Source organism: Nitratidesulfovibrio sp., assembly GCF_040373385.1.
Taxonomy (GTDB): domain Bacteria; phylum Desulfobacterota; class Desulfovibrionia; order Desulfovibrionales; family Desulfovibrionaceae; genus Cupidesulfovibrio.
The window spans coordinates 393,197-409,538 of record NZ_JBDXXH010000003.1; the positions used below are offsets into that span (position 1 = coordinate 393,197).

13 protein-coding genes and 1 tRNA gene are annotated in these 16,342 nt (G+C 65.9%); 3 read left to right on the plus strand and 11 right to left on the minus strand.

Annotation, left to right across the window (positions count from 1 at the left end; translation table 11 throughout):
* Positions 1–59: 59 nt before the first annotated feature.
* From ABWO17_RS07500 to rfbC, 9 genes are all read right to left on the minus strand, one after another.
* Positions 60–1,145 carry an amino acid ABC transporter permease gene (locus ABWO17_RS07500; protein WP_353117168.1) on the minus strand — a complete coding sequence of 362 codons (1,086 nt, stop codon included), beginning with the start codon at positions 1,143–1,145 and terminating at the stop codon, positions 60–62.
* 105 nt (positions 1,146–1,250) lie between these two features.
* A complete protein-coding gene (locus ABWO17_RS07505) occupies positions 1,251–2,117 on the minus strand; it encodes a transporter substrate-binding domain-containing protein (RefSeq protein ID WP_353117170.1) in 867 nt (288 codons plus the stop codon).
* A 154-nt stretch (positions 2,118–2,271) separates the two neighbouring features.
* Positions 2,272–3,222, minus strand: a complete 951-nt coding sequence (locus ABWO17_RS07510; protein ID WP_353117172.1) for an amino acid ABC transporter permease — start codon at positions 3,220–3,222, stop codon at positions 2,272–2,274.
* A gap of 130 nt (positions 3,223–3,352) precedes the next feature.
* Positions 3,353–4,606, minus strand: coding sequence for a menaquinone reductase integral membrane subunit QrcD (gene qrcD / locus ABWO17_RS07515; protein WP_353117174.1), 1,254 nt, complete (start codon positions 4,604–4,606; stop codon positions 3,353–3,355).
* 9 nt (positions 4,607–4,615) lie between these two features.
* A complete protein-coding gene (qrcC, locus tag ABWO17_RS07520; RefSeq protein ID WP_353117176.1) occupies positions 4,616–5,383 on the minus strand; it encodes a menaquinone reductase iron-sulfur cluster-binding subunit QrcC in 768 nt (255 codons plus the stop codon).
* Positions 5,384–5,395: 12 nt separating this feature from the next.
* Complete coding sequence (qrcB, locus tag ABWO17_RS07525) at positions 5,396–7,471, minus strand: menaquinone reductase molybdopterin-binding-like subunit QrcB (RefSeq protein WP_353117178.1); 2,076 nt, start codon at positions 7,469–7,471, stop codon at positions 5,396–5,398.
* Positions 7,472–7,483: 12 nt separating this feature from the next.
* Positions 7,484–8,119 (minus strand): menaquinone reductase multiheme cytochrome c subunit QrcA, encoded by a 636-nt coding sequence (gene qrcA / locus ABWO17_RS07530; protein WP_035068301.1) that lies wholly within the window; start codon positions 8,117–8,119, stop codon positions 7,484–7,486.
* A gap of 165 nt (positions 8,120–8,284) precedes the next feature.
* Positions 8,285–9,778: a mannose-1-phosphate guanylyltransferase/mannose-6-phosphate isomerase gene (locus ABWO17_RS07535; RefSeq protein WP_353117181.1), complete on the minus strand. Its 1,494-nt coding sequence runs from the start codon at positions 9,776–9,778 to the stop codon at positions 8,285–8,287.
* The gene (gene rfbC / locus ABWO17_RS07540; protein WP_353117183.1) at positions 9,775–10,365 is read right to left on the minus strand and encodes a dTDP-4-dehydrorhamnose 3,5-epimerase; all 591 of its coding nucleotides are present in this window, start codon (positions 10,363–10,365) and stop codon (positions 9,775–9,777) included. The genes ABWO17_RS07535 and rfbC overlap by 4 nt, the downstream gene beginning before the upstream one ends.
* A 298-nt stretch (positions 10,366–10,663) precedes the next feature.
* Here rfbC and ABWO17_RS07545 point away from each other — a divergent pair, with 298 nt between their 5' ends.
* The 3 genes from ABWO17_RS07545 to ABWO17_RS07555 all read left to right on the plus strand — a co-directional run bounded on the left by ABWO17_RS07545 (position 10,664) and on the right by ABWO17_RS07555 (position 12,969).
* Positions 10,664–12,313 carry an ATP-binding protein gene (locus tag ABWO17_RS07545; protein ID WP_353117185.1) on the plus strand — a complete coding sequence of 550 codons (1,650 nt, stop codon included), beginning with the start codon at positions 10,664–10,666 and terminating at the stop codon, positions 12,311–12,313.
* A 94-nt stretch (positions 12,314–12,407) separates the two neighbouring features.
* Positions 12,408–12,752 (plus strand): YnfA family protein, encoded by a 345-nt coding sequence (locus ABWO17_RS07550; RefSeq protein WP_353117187.1) that lies wholly within the window; start codon positions 12,408–12,410, stop codon positions 12,750–12,752.
* A gap of 125 nt (positions 12,753–12,877) precedes the next feature.
* A tRNA-Ser gene (locus ABWO17_RS07555) sits at positions 12,878–12,969 on the plus strand.
* Between the two features lie 173 nt (positions 12,970–13,142).
* Here ABWO17_RS07555 and ABWO17_RS07560 read toward each other — a convergent pair.
* Positions 13,143–14,261 (minus strand): glycosyltransferase family protein, encoded by a 1,119-nt coding sequence (locus ABWO17_RS07560; RefSeq protein WP_353117189.1) that lies wholly within the window; start codon positions 14,259–14,261, stop codon positions 13,143–13,145.
* Positions 14,262–14,434: 173 nt separating this feature from the next.
* On the minus strand, positions 14,435–16,252 hold the full coding sequence (locus ABWO17_RS07565) for a PAS domain-containing protein (protein WP_353117191.1): 1,818 nt from the start codon (positions 16,250–16,252) through the stop codon (positions 14,435–14,437).
* Positions 16,253–16,342: the final 90 nt, after the last annotated feature.

Consider the following 16,342-nt stretch of genomic DNA (forward strand, 5'->3'; position numbering starts at 1 on the left):
ACGGCCACCAGCATCGTCCGAACCGGTGCAAAGGAGTTGGTGCGGCGCCTGCGTCCGGCCTACATGGCCCGGCGCAGGCGCCGTTCCACATGGCGCGCCGCCAGCGAACAGGAAAAGGTCAGCACCAGATACAGGGCCGCCACCGTGAGCCAGATTTCGAAGGTCAGGTAGGTGGCTGCCATCAGCTCCATGCCCTGAAAGGTCAGCTCGCGGATGGAGATCACCGACAGGATGGCCGAATCCTTGATGGTGGAGATGAATTGCCCGGCCAGTGGCGGCACGATGAGCCGGAAGGCCTGCGGCAGGATGACGTGGCGCAGTTGCTGCCGCCGGGTCAGCCCCGTGGAGGCCGATGCCTCCCACTGGCCGCGTCCCACGCCTTCCAGCCCGGCGCGGACGATTTCGGTGATGTAGGCGCCCTCGTACAACCCAAGGACGATGACCCCGGAAAGGAACACCGGCAATTGGCCGGGTGGTGCCAGCAGCAGGGCGGACGCCCGCGCCAGCCAGCCCCATGCGTCCGGGTGCGCAAGGGAGGGCAGCAGGGCCGTGGCGGCGTTTGCCACGGGGGTGAACAGCCCGGCCAGAAGCGGGGCGAATTGCGAACTGACGAAGAAGTGGAAGATGAACACCAGCACCAGCGGCGGCAGGTTGCGCACCCCTTCCACGTAGGTGCGTGCCACCATGCGCCGGAACAGGCGCGGGCTGGCCCGCAGCAGCCCCATGCCCGTGCCGATGCACAGGGCCAGCAGAGTGGACCACAACCCCAGGCGCAGCGTGACCAGCAGCCCCTGGGTCAGCGTGCCCGGTACCCAGCCTCCTGCCGCCCCCTGCTGCGTGTCGTGACGCAGCAGGAACTGCCACACCACCCCCCAGTTCCAGTGATAGTCCAGGCGGTCGGCCGCGTTCCAGAACAGCCATGCCCCGGCGCCCAGCAGCAGGGCCAGCAGGGCCGCGTCCAGCCTTCGGGCCGCCGGGGGGGCCAGAAAGTCCTCCACTGCGGTTGGCGCTTCGAGCGCGGGACCACGCCGCGCGCCATCGTCCTCGCGCCCCCGGTGAGGCGGGTGGGGAGGGAGGGGTGCGCGCGGCGGAAAGGCCGGAACGTTGTGCTCCGGCGGCAGGGCGGGAAACGGGCGAGGCAGCATGGCACTCCGGATCGGCGCAGGTGGCGGGATGCTGTGGGAGAAAACCCGCACGGCGCGCCGGGCCTCATGCGCAGGCCCGGTGCGTCGCGTGGCGGAGGCGGCAGGCTATTTCAGCTGCGTTTCCCATTCGTTGGTTTCGAACCAGTAGTGCTTGCGCTCCTTCAGCCAGCCCTCGGCATCCATCAGGCGGATCCAGTTGTCGAACACGTTCAGGGTGTCCACGTCGCCCTTGCGCACGGCAAAGGCCACCGGCTCGCTGGTGAAGGTGCCGGGCACGGGCAGGAACAGCTTGTCCGGGTTCTTCAGCACCTCGAATGCGGGCAGCGGCGCGCTGGAAACCATGGCATGGGCACGGCCGGACAACACTTCCTGGATGGCCGGGGCCTCGTCGTCGAACAGGCGCAGGGTGGCCCTTGGCAGGCGCTTTTTGGCTGCCGCCGCCGCAGTGCTGCCGGTGCGCGCGGCTATGGTCACCTCGGGCTTGTCGAAGTCGTCCAGGGAGGTGAACCCCTTGGCGGTGGCGCGGTTGGCCATCAGGGCCATGCCGGCGTAATCGTAGGGAATGGTGAAGTTGACCTTCAGGTTCCGGTCAGGCTTCACGCTCATGCCGCCGATGATCACGTCGAACTTGCCGGTGAGCAGGGCGGGGATGATGCCCGACCATTTGGTGGGCACGAATTCCACCTTCACCCCCAGGTCCTCGGCCAGTCGGTTGGCCACGTCCACCTCGAAGCCGATGAACTTGCCGGTGATGTCCTGCATGGCCCAGGGCACGAAGGTGGAAAAGCCCACCCGCAGCACGCCGCGCTCCAGCACATTGGCGATGACGCTTTCCTCGGACAGTTTCTGGCGCACGGATGCGTCTGCCGCATGGGCAGGAGCGTGCGGTACCAGCAGCGCCGCAAGCACCAGCAGGGTGGCCAGCAGCAGTGCCGGGGCGTGGAGACGGGCAGGTGATGTTGTCGTATGCATGGAGGTGCCTCCGTTGCGTGACGCGCGGTTGCGGCGCGCGGGCTGCGCCCCGGCGGCATGGCGATGCCGCCGGTCGGCGGTGTGGCCGCGTCCGGCATCACCGGCTACCGCTGGGCAGTCCTGTCCGGCAGGTGCCGGGGGTGATGCGGGCGCGTCAGAATTCGTAGCGCAGGCGCCGTTCCAGCAACTGCGCCAGGGCCGAAAGGGACAGTGTGAGGGCAAGGTACATGCCCGCCACGAGAAACCAGACCTCGAACACCAGGAACGTGTCGGCGGCCACCGCCTGGGCCTGCATGGCCAGGTCGTGCAGGGCGATGGTGCTGACCAGGGACGAATCCTTGACCAGGGAGACCAGTTGCCCGGTCAGGGGGGGCAGGGCGGTGCGGGTCGCCTGGGGCAGCACCACCTCCATATAGGTTCCGGGGACGTCCATGCCAAGGCTGCGCGCGGCTTCCCATTGCCCCGTGGGTACGGAAAGGATGCCCGCCCGCAGGATTTCGGCGATGTATGCCCCCTCGAACAGCGAAAGGGCCAGCACTCCGGCCGCAAAGCGGCCCAGGCCCAGCACCGGCGCCAATACGAAATAGACCACGAACAGCTGGATGAGCAGCGGGGTGTTGCGCACCGTTTCCACATAGACCACGGCCAGCCCACGCCCCACGCGCGAGCCGGACTGGCGCAGCAGCGCGGCCAGCAGCCCGGCCAGTACCGCCAGGGCAAGACTGGCCGCCACCACCTGCAACGTCACGCCAAGCCCGTCCAGCAGCGGTCCGGCGTGCACTCCGCCGTCTTCTGCCGTCGCGAACAGATGCCGCCACAACCGGTGCCATTGCCAATCATACCCCGATGCGGCCGTGCCGCGCAGGGTTATCCACACCAGCGCCCCCATCAGGGCGCAGTACCGGGCCACATCCCCAAGCACGGCCCGCAGGGCGTGGCCCCCAGGGACCGGCAGGGATTGCGGGGCAGGAGGGATCGGTGGAGGGACCGTTGGGGCCTGCGGCGTGGTGCCGGGCACATCGCAGGAAGGGCGGCGCCCCGTTGCATGTGGTGGGGCCGAGCGGTCCCGGCCATGTCGGGAATTTTCCATTCTGAGGTGCAGCATACGCCGCAACACGGCCCCTGCCAAGGTGCCCGGCGTGGTCGGGACGGTGGCAGGCATGAAAAAGAAGGGCGGGACAGGTTGCCCTGTCCCGCCCGGCAAGGCGGTGGCGTACGGCCTTGCGGCCGCAAGCCTACTTGTTCAGCTTCACTTCCTGCGGGAACACCGGCAGGTAGCGGTACGACAGGCTGAGGATCAGGGCCGCGTAGGCCATGATCATGGCGCTGGCGCCCCACTCCGCCCAGTTGGGGGCGTAGGTTTCCCAGCCGTCGAAGGGCATCACCGGCGCGGCCAGGGCCTGCACGGTCATGACGTAGCGGTTGATGGTCACCCCAATGCAGTCAAGGATCGCCGCCGTGTAGAACAGCGTGCGGTTGTTGCGCGTGGACGGGATGATCAGGATGATGGCGGGCAGTACGCCGCAGGCGAACAGTTCCGCCCACAGCAGCCACTTGCCGTAGATCCAGCCGTAGAAGACCTGGTCGAAGGTCAGGCCGGAGCGGGGCAGGATGTCGTTGGCCCACGCCCAGGTGTCCGCCAGCTTGAAGACCATGTACACGGTCAGCATGGTGCCGGCGATCTTGCCCATCAGGCTCTTGATTTCCCAGGTGACCAACTGCTTGCCGCTCATCTTTTCCATGATGGTGCACACGAGCACGGTGAACACCGGCCCGGAGCCCACGGCGGAAAGGACATACAGGAAGAAGGTCCAGGGCCAGATGAAGAAGCCGTCGCGCGCCACGTACGGGCGGGCAAAGAGCACGCCGTACATGCCGCCCAGCGACCCCTGGTGGAACGTGGACAGGAAGGCGCCGATACCGGCGAAGAGCGGCATCATCAGGTGGAAGTTGTGGGCGATGGCATGCACCAGCTTGTTGCTGTTCAGCTGCTTCTGCTCAAGGATCAGCGGTACGTACTCGATGACCAGCACGAGGCAGTAGCAGGTGATGCAGAAGATCACTTCCGTCAGCATGGAGTGCACGTTGGCGTGCCAGTAGCCGAACCATGCGCGCAGCGGCTGGCCGACGTCGAGCACCAGGACCAGCATGGCGCCCGAGTAGCACAGGAAGCCCACGATGACCGTGAGGTTGATGATGTTCTTCAGCGGATCGATGTTCAGGATGTAGCGCAAGAGGCCCGTGAAGAACGCACCGGCGCCAAGGGCGATGACCGCAAGGTCGAAGGTGATCCACAGCCCGAACCCGAAGTAGTCGTCCAGCCCGGTCACGCCAAGGCCTTCGGCCAGCACCCGGTACGCGGCGTACAGGCCCCACCCGAACACGGCCATGACGGCCGTGATCCAGACCAGGAACTTGGACAGCGAGCAGCGCGTGCAGCCTTCGGGGAACAGCGCGGCGTCGATGGGAAGGTCGTAGTTCTTATCCATGGCCGCCCCCTACCCTTTGACCTTTTCGTTTTCGAGATAGTTGTCGCCAAGACGCCGCACCCACTCGCGGCGGCTGAGGTAGTAAACCTGGGGCTCGGTGCCCAGGCGCTCCAGCAGCCGGAAGGCGTACTTGCTCTTCACGAGTTCGTGCACCTTGTGCGCGGGGTTGTTCACGTCGCCGAACACGATGGCCCCGTTGGGGCAGGCCTCGGTGCACGAGGTGATGTAGTCGCCGTCATTGAGGGCGTTGGGGTCACGACCTTCCACGCGGGCCTTGTCCTTGGCCTGCATGAAGCGGTGGTGGCAGAACGAGCACTTTTCCACCACGCCGCGCGGACGCACCGACACGTCGGGGGTCAGGGTCTTGTCCATGCCTTCGGGCCAGGTCGGGTCGAACCAGTTGAAGTACCGGGCATGGTAGGGACACGAGGCCATGCAGTACCGGCACCCGATGCACCGGGGGTAGACCTGGCTGACGATGCCGCCTTCCTCGTTCTTGTCGGTGGCGATGACGGGGCACACCGACACGCACGAGGGCTTGCCGCACTGCATGCAGGGACGGGGCAGGTAGGCCACTTCATGCTCGGGGAAGGGCTTGCCGTTGGTCAGTTCGTATACGACCAGCCAGTTAAGCGACTTCAGCTTGTTGCTGGCGTCCGGCTGGGGGGCGATGTTGTTCTCGGCCTGGCAGGCGACCATGCACGCGCCGCAACCCGTACATTTGTCCAGGTCGATGGCCATTCCCCACTTGATCTTGAATTCCTTGAATGAGGACATGACGTACGTTCCTTATGCTTTGGCGATGTTTACGCCGGCGCTGTTCCAGACCGAAAGGCCCGTGCCGGGTTCCGCACCAGCTGCGAGCAGGCGCATGACGTTTTCGCCCTTGCCCTTGCTGAACTCGTCGAAGGCGGTGTGCCCGTGCCCGGCGGGCACGGCCACGGTGTCATTGATGACGCCTTCGAACAGGTTCACCCGCGCCGTGAACTTGCCGGCGGGGTTCGAGAGCTCGATGCGGTCGTGCATCCGCAGGCCCAGCTTGGCGGCCGTGGCCCCGTTCATCATCACGTAGAGTTCCGTGCCCTGGATTTCCCAGCGCCGTACGGTCTTTGTGTTGAAGGGCGGGGTGGCGGTCTTGCTGGTGCCAACGTTCAGCTTGGCGACCGGGGCGAGGGCGACGGGGAAGGCCGGGGCCTTCACGTCAAGGGCCTTGGAAAGTACGTCGGCGCGCAGTGCGATGCCGTTGACCGGCAGCACCGCGTTGCTGACGTGCGCATTGGTGGCCGAAGGTTCGGTGAAGCTCGCGCCGCGGGCTTCCGCCTTGGCCTTCAGGGCGTCGGCAAAGGCGGCAACGCCAAGGTCGGCGCCCAGCTTCTTCGCCACGCCGATGACCACGTCGCCAGCCGGACGGGCGTCCACCAGGGGCGCCAGCGCGGGCACGGCAAGGGCGTAGACCACCTGGCCGCAGCCGTAGGGCGTGTCCACATCATCGAAGCGTTCAAGACCCATGGGCACCGGCAGCACGAGGTCGCAGGCCATGGCGGTTTCATCGAGGAAGCTGGTGAAGGCCACCTTGAAGGGCACCTTGGCTAGCGTGGCCTTGATGGTGTCGGCCTGGGGCAGCGCGTAGACGGGGTTGGCTTCGTAGAAGACCACCGCCTGCGGGGCGGCGGACTTGCCGGAAGCCACCTTGCCGAGCCACGCCACCAGGTCGTTCTGCAACAGGGCCTTGCGGTCCATGGCGGCAGAGACCACCTTGCGGGCGTAAGGCAGGGCGCGGATGCCACCTTCGCGGTTCATGGAGCCCAGCAGCGCGTTCAGGGCAAGGCCGGCCAGCACGGGGGCCGCGCCGCCGCCCTGACCGAACTCGGACCCGGCGATGACCAGCGGGCGCTTGGCCTTGGCCAGTTCCTGGGCCACGGCGGCAAGACGCTTGGCGTCCACGCCGGTCTGCGCCGCCACCTGTTCGGGGGTGAACCTGGCGGCCAGGGCCTTGAAGTCGCCGAAGTCGGCGGCGGGGCTGGTGGCCCCCGCCTTGATCAGCAGGTTGGCCAGGCCCAGCGCCAGCACCGCTTCGGTGCCGGGGCGGATGGCCAGCCAGGTGTCTGCGGCGGCGGCGGTGTTGTTCTGCACCGGGCCAGCGTAGGCAAAGCGCACGGACGGCGCTTCACCATGGGGACGGCCAGCCCTGAAGGCGTGGCGATTGCGGATCACCGTGCCCCAGGTTTCAAGCACGTTGGCCCCGATGGCGAGCACGTAGTCGCTCTTTTCGATGTCGTAACCCACCTGGCCGTCGCCGCCCATCAGTTCCCATGCCTTGGCGGCGGACTGGGCCTCGCCGGGCATCAGGAAGCAGGACTTCGAACCCATCTCGGCGGCAAGCGCCGTGAACAGTTCGTTGATGGTGCCGGTTTCGTCGCCGGAGATGACGGCAAGCTTGTCGCCGCCCTTGGCCTTTTTCAGGCCTTCCACCAGCATGGCTTCGGCCTCTTCCCAGGTGATGCCCACATACGCGCCGTCGGCAGTCCGCTTCAGCGGGCGCTTCATGCGCGAGGGGCTGTACAGCAGTTGCACTTCCGCCGCGGCGATGGACGAAAGCCCGCCGCCGAGGGGATGATCGTTGTTGGTCAGCACGCGCACCGGGCGGCCGTCCACCAGCCGCACCCGTACGCCCACACTGGACGGACACAGCTTGCTGACGGTGGGCACGTACGAATTGGCGCCGTCGATGTTACGGGGAATCCACGACCAGTTCTGCGTCCAGATGGATACGTCGTCCAGGCTTTTCCAGACGACGGGGGTGGCGAGAATGCCCGCGGTGGCGCCGCCGATGAACTTCAGGAAACCTCTTCTGTCCAGAGCCATAGCACCACCCCTTTACTTGTGGCAGACGAAGCAGGCATTGTTTGCACTCGTCACGCCGTAGTGGTTCTCATTGGCGTGACAGCGTTCGCATTGCCACATCTTCATGGTTTGCTTGCTGTAACCGGTCAGCTTGTTCTCGAAGTGGGTCGGTGCGCTGTCGGAGTTGGCCACGTCGGGGTGGCACTGGGCGCACAGTTCCGACTCCTTGAAGTCATGACACTGGTTGCAGCCGTCAAGGGAATGGGCGGCATGGCTGAAGAAGACGTTGTCGGGCTGGATCTGGTAGACCAGCCACTTAACTTCCTTGCCGGTTTTCACGTATTCGTTGACGAAGCGGGCTTCCTCGGGGTCGGAACCCATGACGTCGGAATGGCAGTCGGCACAGCTTGCCGTGGAGGGCAGACCCGCGAAGGTCCCGTCCTCACGCAGCACGTGACACTGCTTGCATTCCATGCCCGCGCTTTCCATGTGCACCTTGTGGCTGAAGCGTATCGGTTGTTCCTTCTTGCTGTAGATCATGTCCGGAAACACCCACCAGCCGAAGATGAGCGACACGACCAAGCCCACGAGGAACGGTGTGATGCCGCCGCCGCAGCACTTCCCGCCATCCTTCGCGCAGCCTGAACTGTTTAACTGCCTGTCCTCCATACCCTTCGCCTCATTAGCTGATTTGAGAGATGAATAACGAATGCCCACACTTGCCACGACAACCTTACTAGGCGACAGTTTGAAAGGCTGTCAAGGTGAAATATTTCACGAATCCGCTTCCATTTCGCGCAACTAGGTGAAATTGCACGGCGCCTGAGTGGCCGCTCAGCCCTCCTTGCGGCGTCCGTACACGTCATCGAAGCGAACGATGTCGTCTTCGCCAAGATACGGACCACTTTGGATTTCAATGAGTTCGAGAGGAATGCGTCCCGGATTGGTTAACCGATGAAGCGTCGCTTTCGGGATGTCCACCCATTCATTCTCGGTCAGGGTGCGTTCCTCGTTGCCAACCTGCACAAGCGCGGCACCTTTTGCCACCACCCAGTGCTCGCTGCGATGATGGTGCATTTGCAGCGACAGGCGCGCCCCGGGGTTCACCTCTATGCGCTTGACCTTGCGCCCTGGCCCCTCGTCGAGCACCGTGTAGTTGCCCCAGGGGCGGCGCACGGTAAGGTGCACGTCCACCAGCGGGCTCTTTTCGGCCTTCAGCTTTTCCACCACGTCCTTCACCCGCTGCACCTGGTCCTTGGCGCAGATGAGGGTGGCGTCGCGGGTCTGCACGGCGATGACGTTGGAAAGCCCGATGGCCACCAGTTTGCCCCCGCGCGAGAGCAGCAGGCAGTCGTCGCAGTCCAGCGCCATGGTGTCGCCCTGGATCACGCAGCCGTGCTCGTCCTTGGCGCCAAGGCGGTACAGCGCTTCCCAACTGCCCAGGTCGTCCCAGCCGAAGTCGGCCTCGACCACGGCGATGCGCTCCACGTGCTCCATGATGCCGTAGTCTATCGATATGGACGGCAGGGTGGAGTAGCCGTGGGTCAGCGGGATGCCGGGGGACAGGGTGGTGTCCGCGCGGGTGGTCCACCAGGCGGCAAGTGTCGGCTGAAAGCGTTCCACGGCGGACAGCAGCACGCCGCCGTTGAACACGAACATGCCGCTGTTCCAGAAATGCATGCCTTCGCGCAGAAAGCCGCGCGCGGTTTCCAGGTCCGGCTTTTCCACAAAGCCGTCCACGGCGAAGGCCGCGCCTTGCGCAGTGTCTCCGGCGACCGGCAGGGGCGTTCCCCGGCGAATGTAGCCATAGCCCGTCTCGGGCGTGGTGGGTGGCACCCCGAAGGTGACGGACCACCCTTCGGCGGCAAGGCCGGCCCCGCGCGTGACGGCGGCACCCCAGCGGGCCTCGTCGTGCAGCTGGTGATCAGAGGGGAACACCGCCAGCAGGGGGGGCTGGGTGTTGCCGCCGGTATCCGCACCGCCCATGGCCGCGTCCAGCCCCAGCAGGATGGCGGGCAGGGTGTTGCGGCCCACGGGTTCGGCCAGCACCTGGGTGTCCAGCCGTTCGTCCAGGGCGCGGGCCTGCGCCCGCACCTCGAACACGTGCTCCTCGTTGGTCACGATGTGCACCCGCTCGGGCGGGAACAGCGAGAGCACGCGGCGCACGGTCTGCTGGAGCAGCGAAAGGTCGCCGTTCAGGGCTAGCAGTTGCTTGGGAAACAGCGCGCGCGAAAGGGGCCACAGCCGGGTGCCGGAGCCGCCCGCCAGGATGATGGCGTGGCAGCGCTCGAGCGGGGCGTGGGCTGCGGTGACGGGGGATATGGTCATGCATCGGCCTTTGCCGGGGGGGCGGGTTCGAAGGTGAACGGCGACTGGAAATCGCGCAGCCGGGGCAGGCGGCGGTCCTTGTCCGAGAGGATGGGGAGAGCGGGAGCGATGTCCGGCCAGGCAATGCCCAGGTCCGGGTCGTCCCAGGCGATGCCCGCGTCGTGCTCCGGCGCGTAGTAGGCATCGACCTTGTACTGGAACTCGGTGCCCGGCTCCAGGGTCATGTACCCGTGGGCGAAACCGCGCGGCATGAACAGCCGCAGGAAATTGCGCTCGCTCAGTTCGCAGCCGTACCACTGGCCGTAGGTGGGCGAGCCGACCCGCAGGTCCACGGCCACGTCGTATACGGAACCGCGGCTGACCCAAACCAGTTTGGCCTGGGTGGCGGGGGGGAGTTGGAAATGCAGGCCGCGCAGCACGCCGGGCTGTTCCGACCGGGCGTGGTTGTCCTGCACGAATCCGGCGGACACGCCCAGTGTCTCGAACAGTTCGCGGCGGTAGGTTTCGAGAAAGAAGCCGCGCTCGTCGCGGAATACGCGCGGCTCAAGAAGGAGCAGGCCGGGAATGCCGGTTTCGATGGTCTGCACGGGGCCTCCGGTGCCTGTGAATGTGGAATCCCCAAAGCGCTTACCTGATCGGGGACCTTTTTTGAAGCCCCCGGCATGCCCCCGACACGCCCGTCCGACTCGTTGCCCGCCGGTACGGAGTGGTCCGGAGCCCGTCAATCCCGCGTCGGGCGCGGATTGCCAAAACCGTTGCTCATGCCCGTGGATTTGGGATACAGAAACGCAATTGTGGTGAACTTCGCGGTCCGTGTTTTTTATCTATGGATATGCCATGAGTGAGCAAGAGACGGCGTGGAAGGCGCCCGCACAGGGGATGGGAATGGTGTTCGAAGATGCCGGAACGGCACGCGAGGCCGCGCTGGAAGCGGAAATTGCGCGGTTGCGGGCCGAACGTGACGCCGCGCGTGCGGCCGAGCGCACCCTGCGCGACATCCTGACTTCGATTCCCGATCTGCTGACCGTGCACGACCGGGCGGAACAGGTGGTGTTCAGCAACTGGCAGGGCGATAACGTGCGCTGGGAAACGCAAGGCGGCGACCAGCACGGCAGAAGCTGCTTCGGTTGCTACTTCCGTGGCGAAAAATCTTGCGATGCCTGTCAGATAGCGGAAGTTTTCGATACCGGGCGCCAGAAGGTCATCGAACTGTACAATCCCGATTTGCGCACCTTTCGGTCCATCACCGTGTTTCCGGTGCGCAACGCCACCGGGCAGGTGGCCATGGTTGCGGAATACGTGCGCGACGTGACCGAAACCCGCCGCATGGAGCGCGAACTGCGCGTGGCCAAGGAGGCCGCCGAGGCGGCGGACAAGGCCAAGAGCGAGTTTCTGGCCTCCATGAGCCACGAGATACGCACCCCCATGAACGGCGTGCTCGGCATGCTGGACCTTGCGCTGGACACCCCGCTGGACGAGGAACAGCGCGAATACCTGGAGGCGGCGCAGAATTCCGCCGAATCGCTGCTGGCGCTGATCAACGACATCCTCGACTTTTCCAAGATCGAGGCGGGCATGGTGGAACTGGACAGCCAGGTTTTCCGCCTGCGCAAGCGCCTGTCCACCCTGCACACCATGTTCGTGCACCGGGCCGAGGAAAAGGGGCTGGGCTTTGCCTTCCTGGTGCCGGAAGACGTGCCCGACGGCCTGGTGGGCGACCCCATGCGGCTGCGCCAGGTGCTGGTGAACCTGCTGGACAACGCCCTGAAGTTTACCGAGCAGGGGCGCGTTTCGCTTGCCTTGCGCGTCGTGGAAACCACGCCGGAATCGACGCTGCTGGAATTCTCCGTCACCGATTCCGGCCCCGGCATTCTGGACAAGCACCGCGAACATATCTTCGAGCGGTTCGTGCAGGCGGATGGATCGTTGTCGCGCCGCCATAAGGGCACGGGCCTGGGGCTGGCCATCTGCAAGCGCCTGGCGCTGCTGATGGGCGGGGACATCCGCGTGGACAGCACGCCGGGGCAGGGCAGCACCTTCCACTTCACGGCCCGCTTCGATGCGGCGCGCCTGGAAGGTGAAGAAGCCGCCCGCGCGCCGGTGCAGACGCCGGAGCCGGAGTGCCGGGCGCGCATCCTGGTGGCGGAAGATCACCCCATGAACCTGATGTTCATCGAGAAGTTTCTGCAAAAGCAGGGCTACGAGGTGCAGTCCGTGACGGACGGCAGCGAAGTGGTGCCCGCATTGCGCAAGCAGGAATTCGACCTGGTGCTGATGGACATCGCCATGCCGGTCATGGACGGCATGGAGGCCACGCGCATGGTGCGCAAGGCCCAGGGCATGGCCACCAGCAGCGGCGTGCCCATCATCGCCATGACTGCCCATGCCATGAAGGGCGACCGCGAGCAGTTTCTGGCGGCGGGCATGGACGACTACATCGGCAAGCCCATCAATTCCGACAACCTGCGCAGCCTGTTGCTGAAGCACATCCAGAAGTGTCGCCGGGGCGGGGCCGCAGGCACCGGGGCCGGGTAGTCGTGCTCAGGCGTGTCATGCTTCTGCCGTCGTCGTGCGGGCGGCGTCCCGTGCGTGGTGTGAACCGGACCGGGGATTTTCCGGTGTATGCGCAATGCCCCCGGACGCAGCGGGTGGCCGGGTGAAGACCTTTCTTCTGTATTTCGCCACGGCCATCGCGGAGATTGCAGGGTGCTACCTTGGGTACCTGTGGCTGAAGGGCGGCAAGACGGCGTGGCTGCTGGCCCCCGCCGCCGCCAGCCTTGTTGTGTTCGCATGGCTGCTGACCATGCACGAGACGGCGGCGGGGCGCGTGTACGCGGCGTACGGCGGCGTGTACATCTGCGTGGCCATCGGCTGGCTGTGGCTGGTGGACGGCGTGCGTCCCACGCAATGGGACATGGCCGGGGTCCTGGTGGCTCTGGCGGGCATGGGCATCATCATGTTTCAGCCGCGCTGAGGGCACTGGGTGCGTCCGCGTGGTGGGGCTCCATCTTGACCGCCACGGGCGGTCAGGGCATAACCGCCCGGCAAGGCAGGGCAGCGGCGCATCGGTTCTGGTACGGCATGCCCTGCTCCACCTGCGGAAGGGTGGCAGAGTCCGGTTTATTGCGGCGGTCTTGAAAACCGTTGTGGGGGGAACCCCACCGGGGGTTCGAATCCCTCCCCTTCCGCCATACTGCACACACGCATCTGGCAATGCCGTCCGGTGTGGCTGTTTTTGCCCCGGGGCGCCCCGTAGCCGTGCCGCACCCGCAATGCTTCCGCCGCGTTCACGTTGTGAACGCGGTTTTCTGTTTCGTGTGTTTCGAACGGAAATTGCGTCCGGGGCCGGGCACTGCGGGCAGTGCTACCCCTGGCACAATGTGGTTCGCAAGCCGCGCAACACTTCGGCCGCGCCCTGGACGTCCACTTCTGCCCAGCGAATGGCTTCCCGGCAGGCGGGCATCTGTCCCGCAGGCACGGGCACCAGGGTGTAGGGCAGGGGGTGCGCCAACGGCCCCTTCATGAATTCCATGTTGGCGGACCAGCCCGTGGCCGCCACGTGCAGTCCGCGCAACATCGCTTCGTGGATGGTCAGGCCGTATCCCTCGGACCGATGCGTCGAAAGATACACGTCGTGGCTCAGGTACAAGTCATCCAGTGCGCTTGCCGAAAGGTCGTCGGTCAGCAGGGTCACGCCTGGTGTCGCCTCGGCCAGGGCCAGCAGGCGCTGGTATGTCTGCGGCGCGGCTTGCCGCTGGCTGGCCTTGAGCGTGAGAGCGGCGTCCCTTCCGTCGGGGAAGGCCGTGGCAAAGGCGGCAATGGCCGCCCAGGGGTTCTTGCGTTCGCACGATGAGGCCATGTCGAAGACGTACAGGCAGCGCATCACGCCGTCCGTGCAAAAGTCCGTCTTGCGGCGCACGGGTTCGGGAAGTTTGTGCGGCACGACGCGCACGTCCTTGTCCGTCACGCGGCGGAAGGCATTGGCCGTGAATTCGCTGGGTACCTCCACGGCATCCACGTAGGGCAGGGCGTCGAGGTAGATTTCGGGCAGGCATTCCAGTTCCCAGGCCCAGTAGGCCACAAGGCGTTTGCCGCGCAGGAAGTTTCTGTTCATGCGCAGCAGAACCATCTGGAAAAGCGGAGGGTTGGCGTGCAGAATCACGGTTCCGCCGCCGGTGCGGGAAGGAAGGTTTGACAGCGCAAGCCCGTCGTCGGCGTTCGGGGGCAACACCGCCTGCTGGAGCATGGCGGAGGTGGCATCCACTCCGCAAGCCTGAATGCCTTGGCCGCGCAGGTTCCCAAGGTAGAGCCTGGCGCCTTCGCCAATGCCCGTGGCGCTGCACAGGCTGCCTACCACGTACACGGGGCCGTCGCCGCGCGTGTGCCCGTCGCGTCTGGTCGAGAGCAGGGTGCAGCATGCCTTCAGGATGGCTTGCTGAACCTGTGACGGCAGGCGTTTCCATATTTTTTTGATGCCATGCATGGGCGGTCCGTCGTGCCTCAGGCGCTTGCCGGGAGCGCGGTCATCTGCTGAAAGTTGGGCGATCACTGAGGGATACGTTTTCGTGCCGGACATGTCCATTCCCCCCTGATGCCGGGGATTGGCGGGCTAGCTGCACCCGGGCGGCATCCGGGCTGCGCCATTGCCGCGCCGCCCTATCCCACACCCCTCACCAGCCAATCAATCGACTTCCCCGTCCGCAGTCCCGCATCGATGAGCCAGTCCGGCGGGATGCGTCCGTTCTTGCGGGCATTGGAAATGGACGCCGCCGACACGTTCAGGAAGGTGGCCAACTCGCGGTCGGTGCGCGCCCCCGCCGCCTCCTTCAGCCGTTCCAGCACCATGGGTGCCCGGCGCAGCCCCACCTCGCCCGAAATATCGCGCGCCACCACGTACACGCGCGGTTCGCCGTAGATGGTGTCGTTGTAAACCAGCCGCGAGTGAACGGTGGAATAACTGCCCGACAGGTTGCGGATGCGGCATTCGAAGTGCTGTTCGCGGTGTTCGCGCATGGCCCGCAGCAGGGCCTGGCGCACGGCTGGCAGGTCGCCTTCGTGCAGCAGGTCCAGCACCGGCCCCATGTCCAGGGTGTAGGCGTCGTACGGTTCCTGCCGCCCGAAGATGGCGGGGGTCAGCGTTTGGCGTGACCGGCGCAATATTCGCCCCTGGTCGTCGGTCACCACCACCACGTCGCCCTGGTGGGTGTGCAGTTGTTCGATGAAGGCGTTTTCCTGCACCACCTTGGCGGAAATGTCCTGCGCAATGCCCAGCAGCCCGATGACCTCCTGCCGGTTGTCGTCGAAGATGGGCCGCCGGATCACCCGGTACCATACTGCCGGGTCCAGCAGGTGGGGCACCGCCGGGTGCTCCAGTTCCCGTTTGTCCTCAAAGACCTTCAGTGCCGCCTCCACGGGGTAGCGGGCCAGTCCTGGCGGCAGGAAGTCGTATTCGGTGCGGCCCATCACCTCGTCACGGGTGCGGGCATAGGCGGCCAGGTAGGCGTCGTTGACGGCCACGATGCGCAGGTCGCGCCCGCACACCCAGGCAAGGCCGGGCAGGGCATCCACCACGCGCGAAAAGTCGCTGGCCAGCTTGGACGAAAAGGCGAACGGGCGTTCCTGAAAGTAGCCGCTGTAGGCCACCATGCGGCCCGCCGCATCGCGAATGGATTCCGCCGTGTACCACAGGGTCAGGGGCGATCCGTCCTTGCGGCGCAGGGTAACCTCGCCGTTTTCCACTTCTGCCCGCTTGATCAGCTGGCTGACGATGCGCTTGCGTGCGGCGGATGTGAAATAGAACTCCCGCGCGGACCGGCCCACCAGTTCGTCCCGCGTGTAGCCGCAGATGGCGCACAGCGCCGGGCTGACCGCCTGGATGACCCCGCTCGGCAGAATGGTGAAGCCCATCTCCTGCCCGCCCTCGGTGGTGCGCAGCCTGCCCCAGGCCAGATGAACCGTGCGGGGCGGGTGGGGGGCGAACCGGGCGCTGCCGTCCGTTTTCTTCCCCCCGTCCCTTGCCATGGCTTTCCCCACGTCCTTGCCCGCGTCCTTGCTCGCGTCCTTGCCCGTACCCGTGTCCACGGTCTTGCCCGCGCCTGTTTCCCCGTCCGTATCCCCGCCAGTGCCGGGTACCGGCACGGCCACGCAGGTCCAGCTTATCTGCCGGATGCCCGCACCGTCTGGCAGGGTGATGCGCGTGCGGCTTTCGCGCACTGGCTCTCCTGCTTCGGGCACGGGGGGCACCTCGTCGTGCAGCCAGCCGTGGGGGGCCTTCCCTTCCGGTGCCACGGCTGCCTTGCCACCTTCCCCGCCACCTTCGTCGGGTCTGTCCCCGTGTCCGTCCCCGCGTCCGTGCAGCCGACGGGCGGGGCCGTTGGCGTACAGCACCGCGCCATCTTCATCCAGCAGCAAGGCGGGGCCATCCAGGGCATCCAGGCGGGCGGCATAGAACGCGACAAGGTCATTACGGGTCATGGGTTCACCACGGTTGAACGGCACGGCGGTGCGTTCACGAGATATGAATGGAAAGTTTGGTGATGTTCATTGACGCTGTACTTCTGCCTG

Bases quoted from the DNA above. Each gene is read 5' to 3' on its own strand.
- ABWO17_RS07500 (WP_353117168.1), bottom strand. From the start codon at position 1,145: ATGCTGCCTCGCCCGTTTCCCGCCCTGCCGCCGGAGCACAACGTTCCG.
- ABWO17_RS07505 (WP_353117170.1), bottom strand. From the start codon at position 2,117: ATGCATACGACAACATCACCTGCCCGTCTCCACGCCCCGGCACTGCTG.
- ABWO17_RS07510 (WP_353117172.1), bottom strand. From the start codon at position 3,222: ATGCTGCACCTCAGAATGGAAAATTCCCGACATGGCCGGGACCGCTCG.
- qrcD (WP_353117174.1), bottom strand. From the start codon at position 4,606: ATGGATAAGAACTACGACCTTCCCATCGACGCCGCGCTGTTCCCCGAA.
- qrcC (WP_353117176.1), bottom strand. From the start codon at position 5,383: ATGTCCTCATTCAAGGAATTCAAGATCAAGTGGGGAATGGCCATCGAC.
- qrcB (WP_353117178.1), bottom strand. From the start codon at position 7,471: ATGGCTCTGGACAGAAGAGGTTTCCTGAAGTTCATCGGCGGCGCCACC.
- qrcA (WP_035068301.1), bottom strand. From the start codon at position 8,119: ATGGAGGACAGGCAGTTAAACAGTTCAGGCTGCGCGAAGGATGGCGGG.
- ABWO17_RS07535 (WP_353117181.1), bottom strand. From the start codon at position 9,778: ATGACCATATCCCCCGTCACCGCAGCCCACGCCCCGCTCGAGCGCTGC.
- ABWO17_RS07545 (WP_353117185.1), top strand. From the start codon at position 10,664: ATGGTGTTCGAAGATGCCGGAACGGCACGCGAGGCCGCGCTGGAAGCG.
- ABWO17_RS07550 (WP_353117187.1), top strand. From the start codon at position 12,408: ATGCCCCCGGACGCAGCGGGTGGCCGGGTGAAGACCTTTCTTCTGTAT.
- ABWO17_RS07560 (WP_353117189.1), bottom strand. From the start codon at position 14,261: ATGCATGGCATCAAAAAAATATGGAAACGCCTGCCGTCACAGGTTCAG.
- ABWO17_RS07565 (WP_353117191.1), bottom strand. From the start codon at position 16,252: ATGACCCGTAATGACCTTGTCGCGTTCTATGCCGCCCGCCTGGATGCC.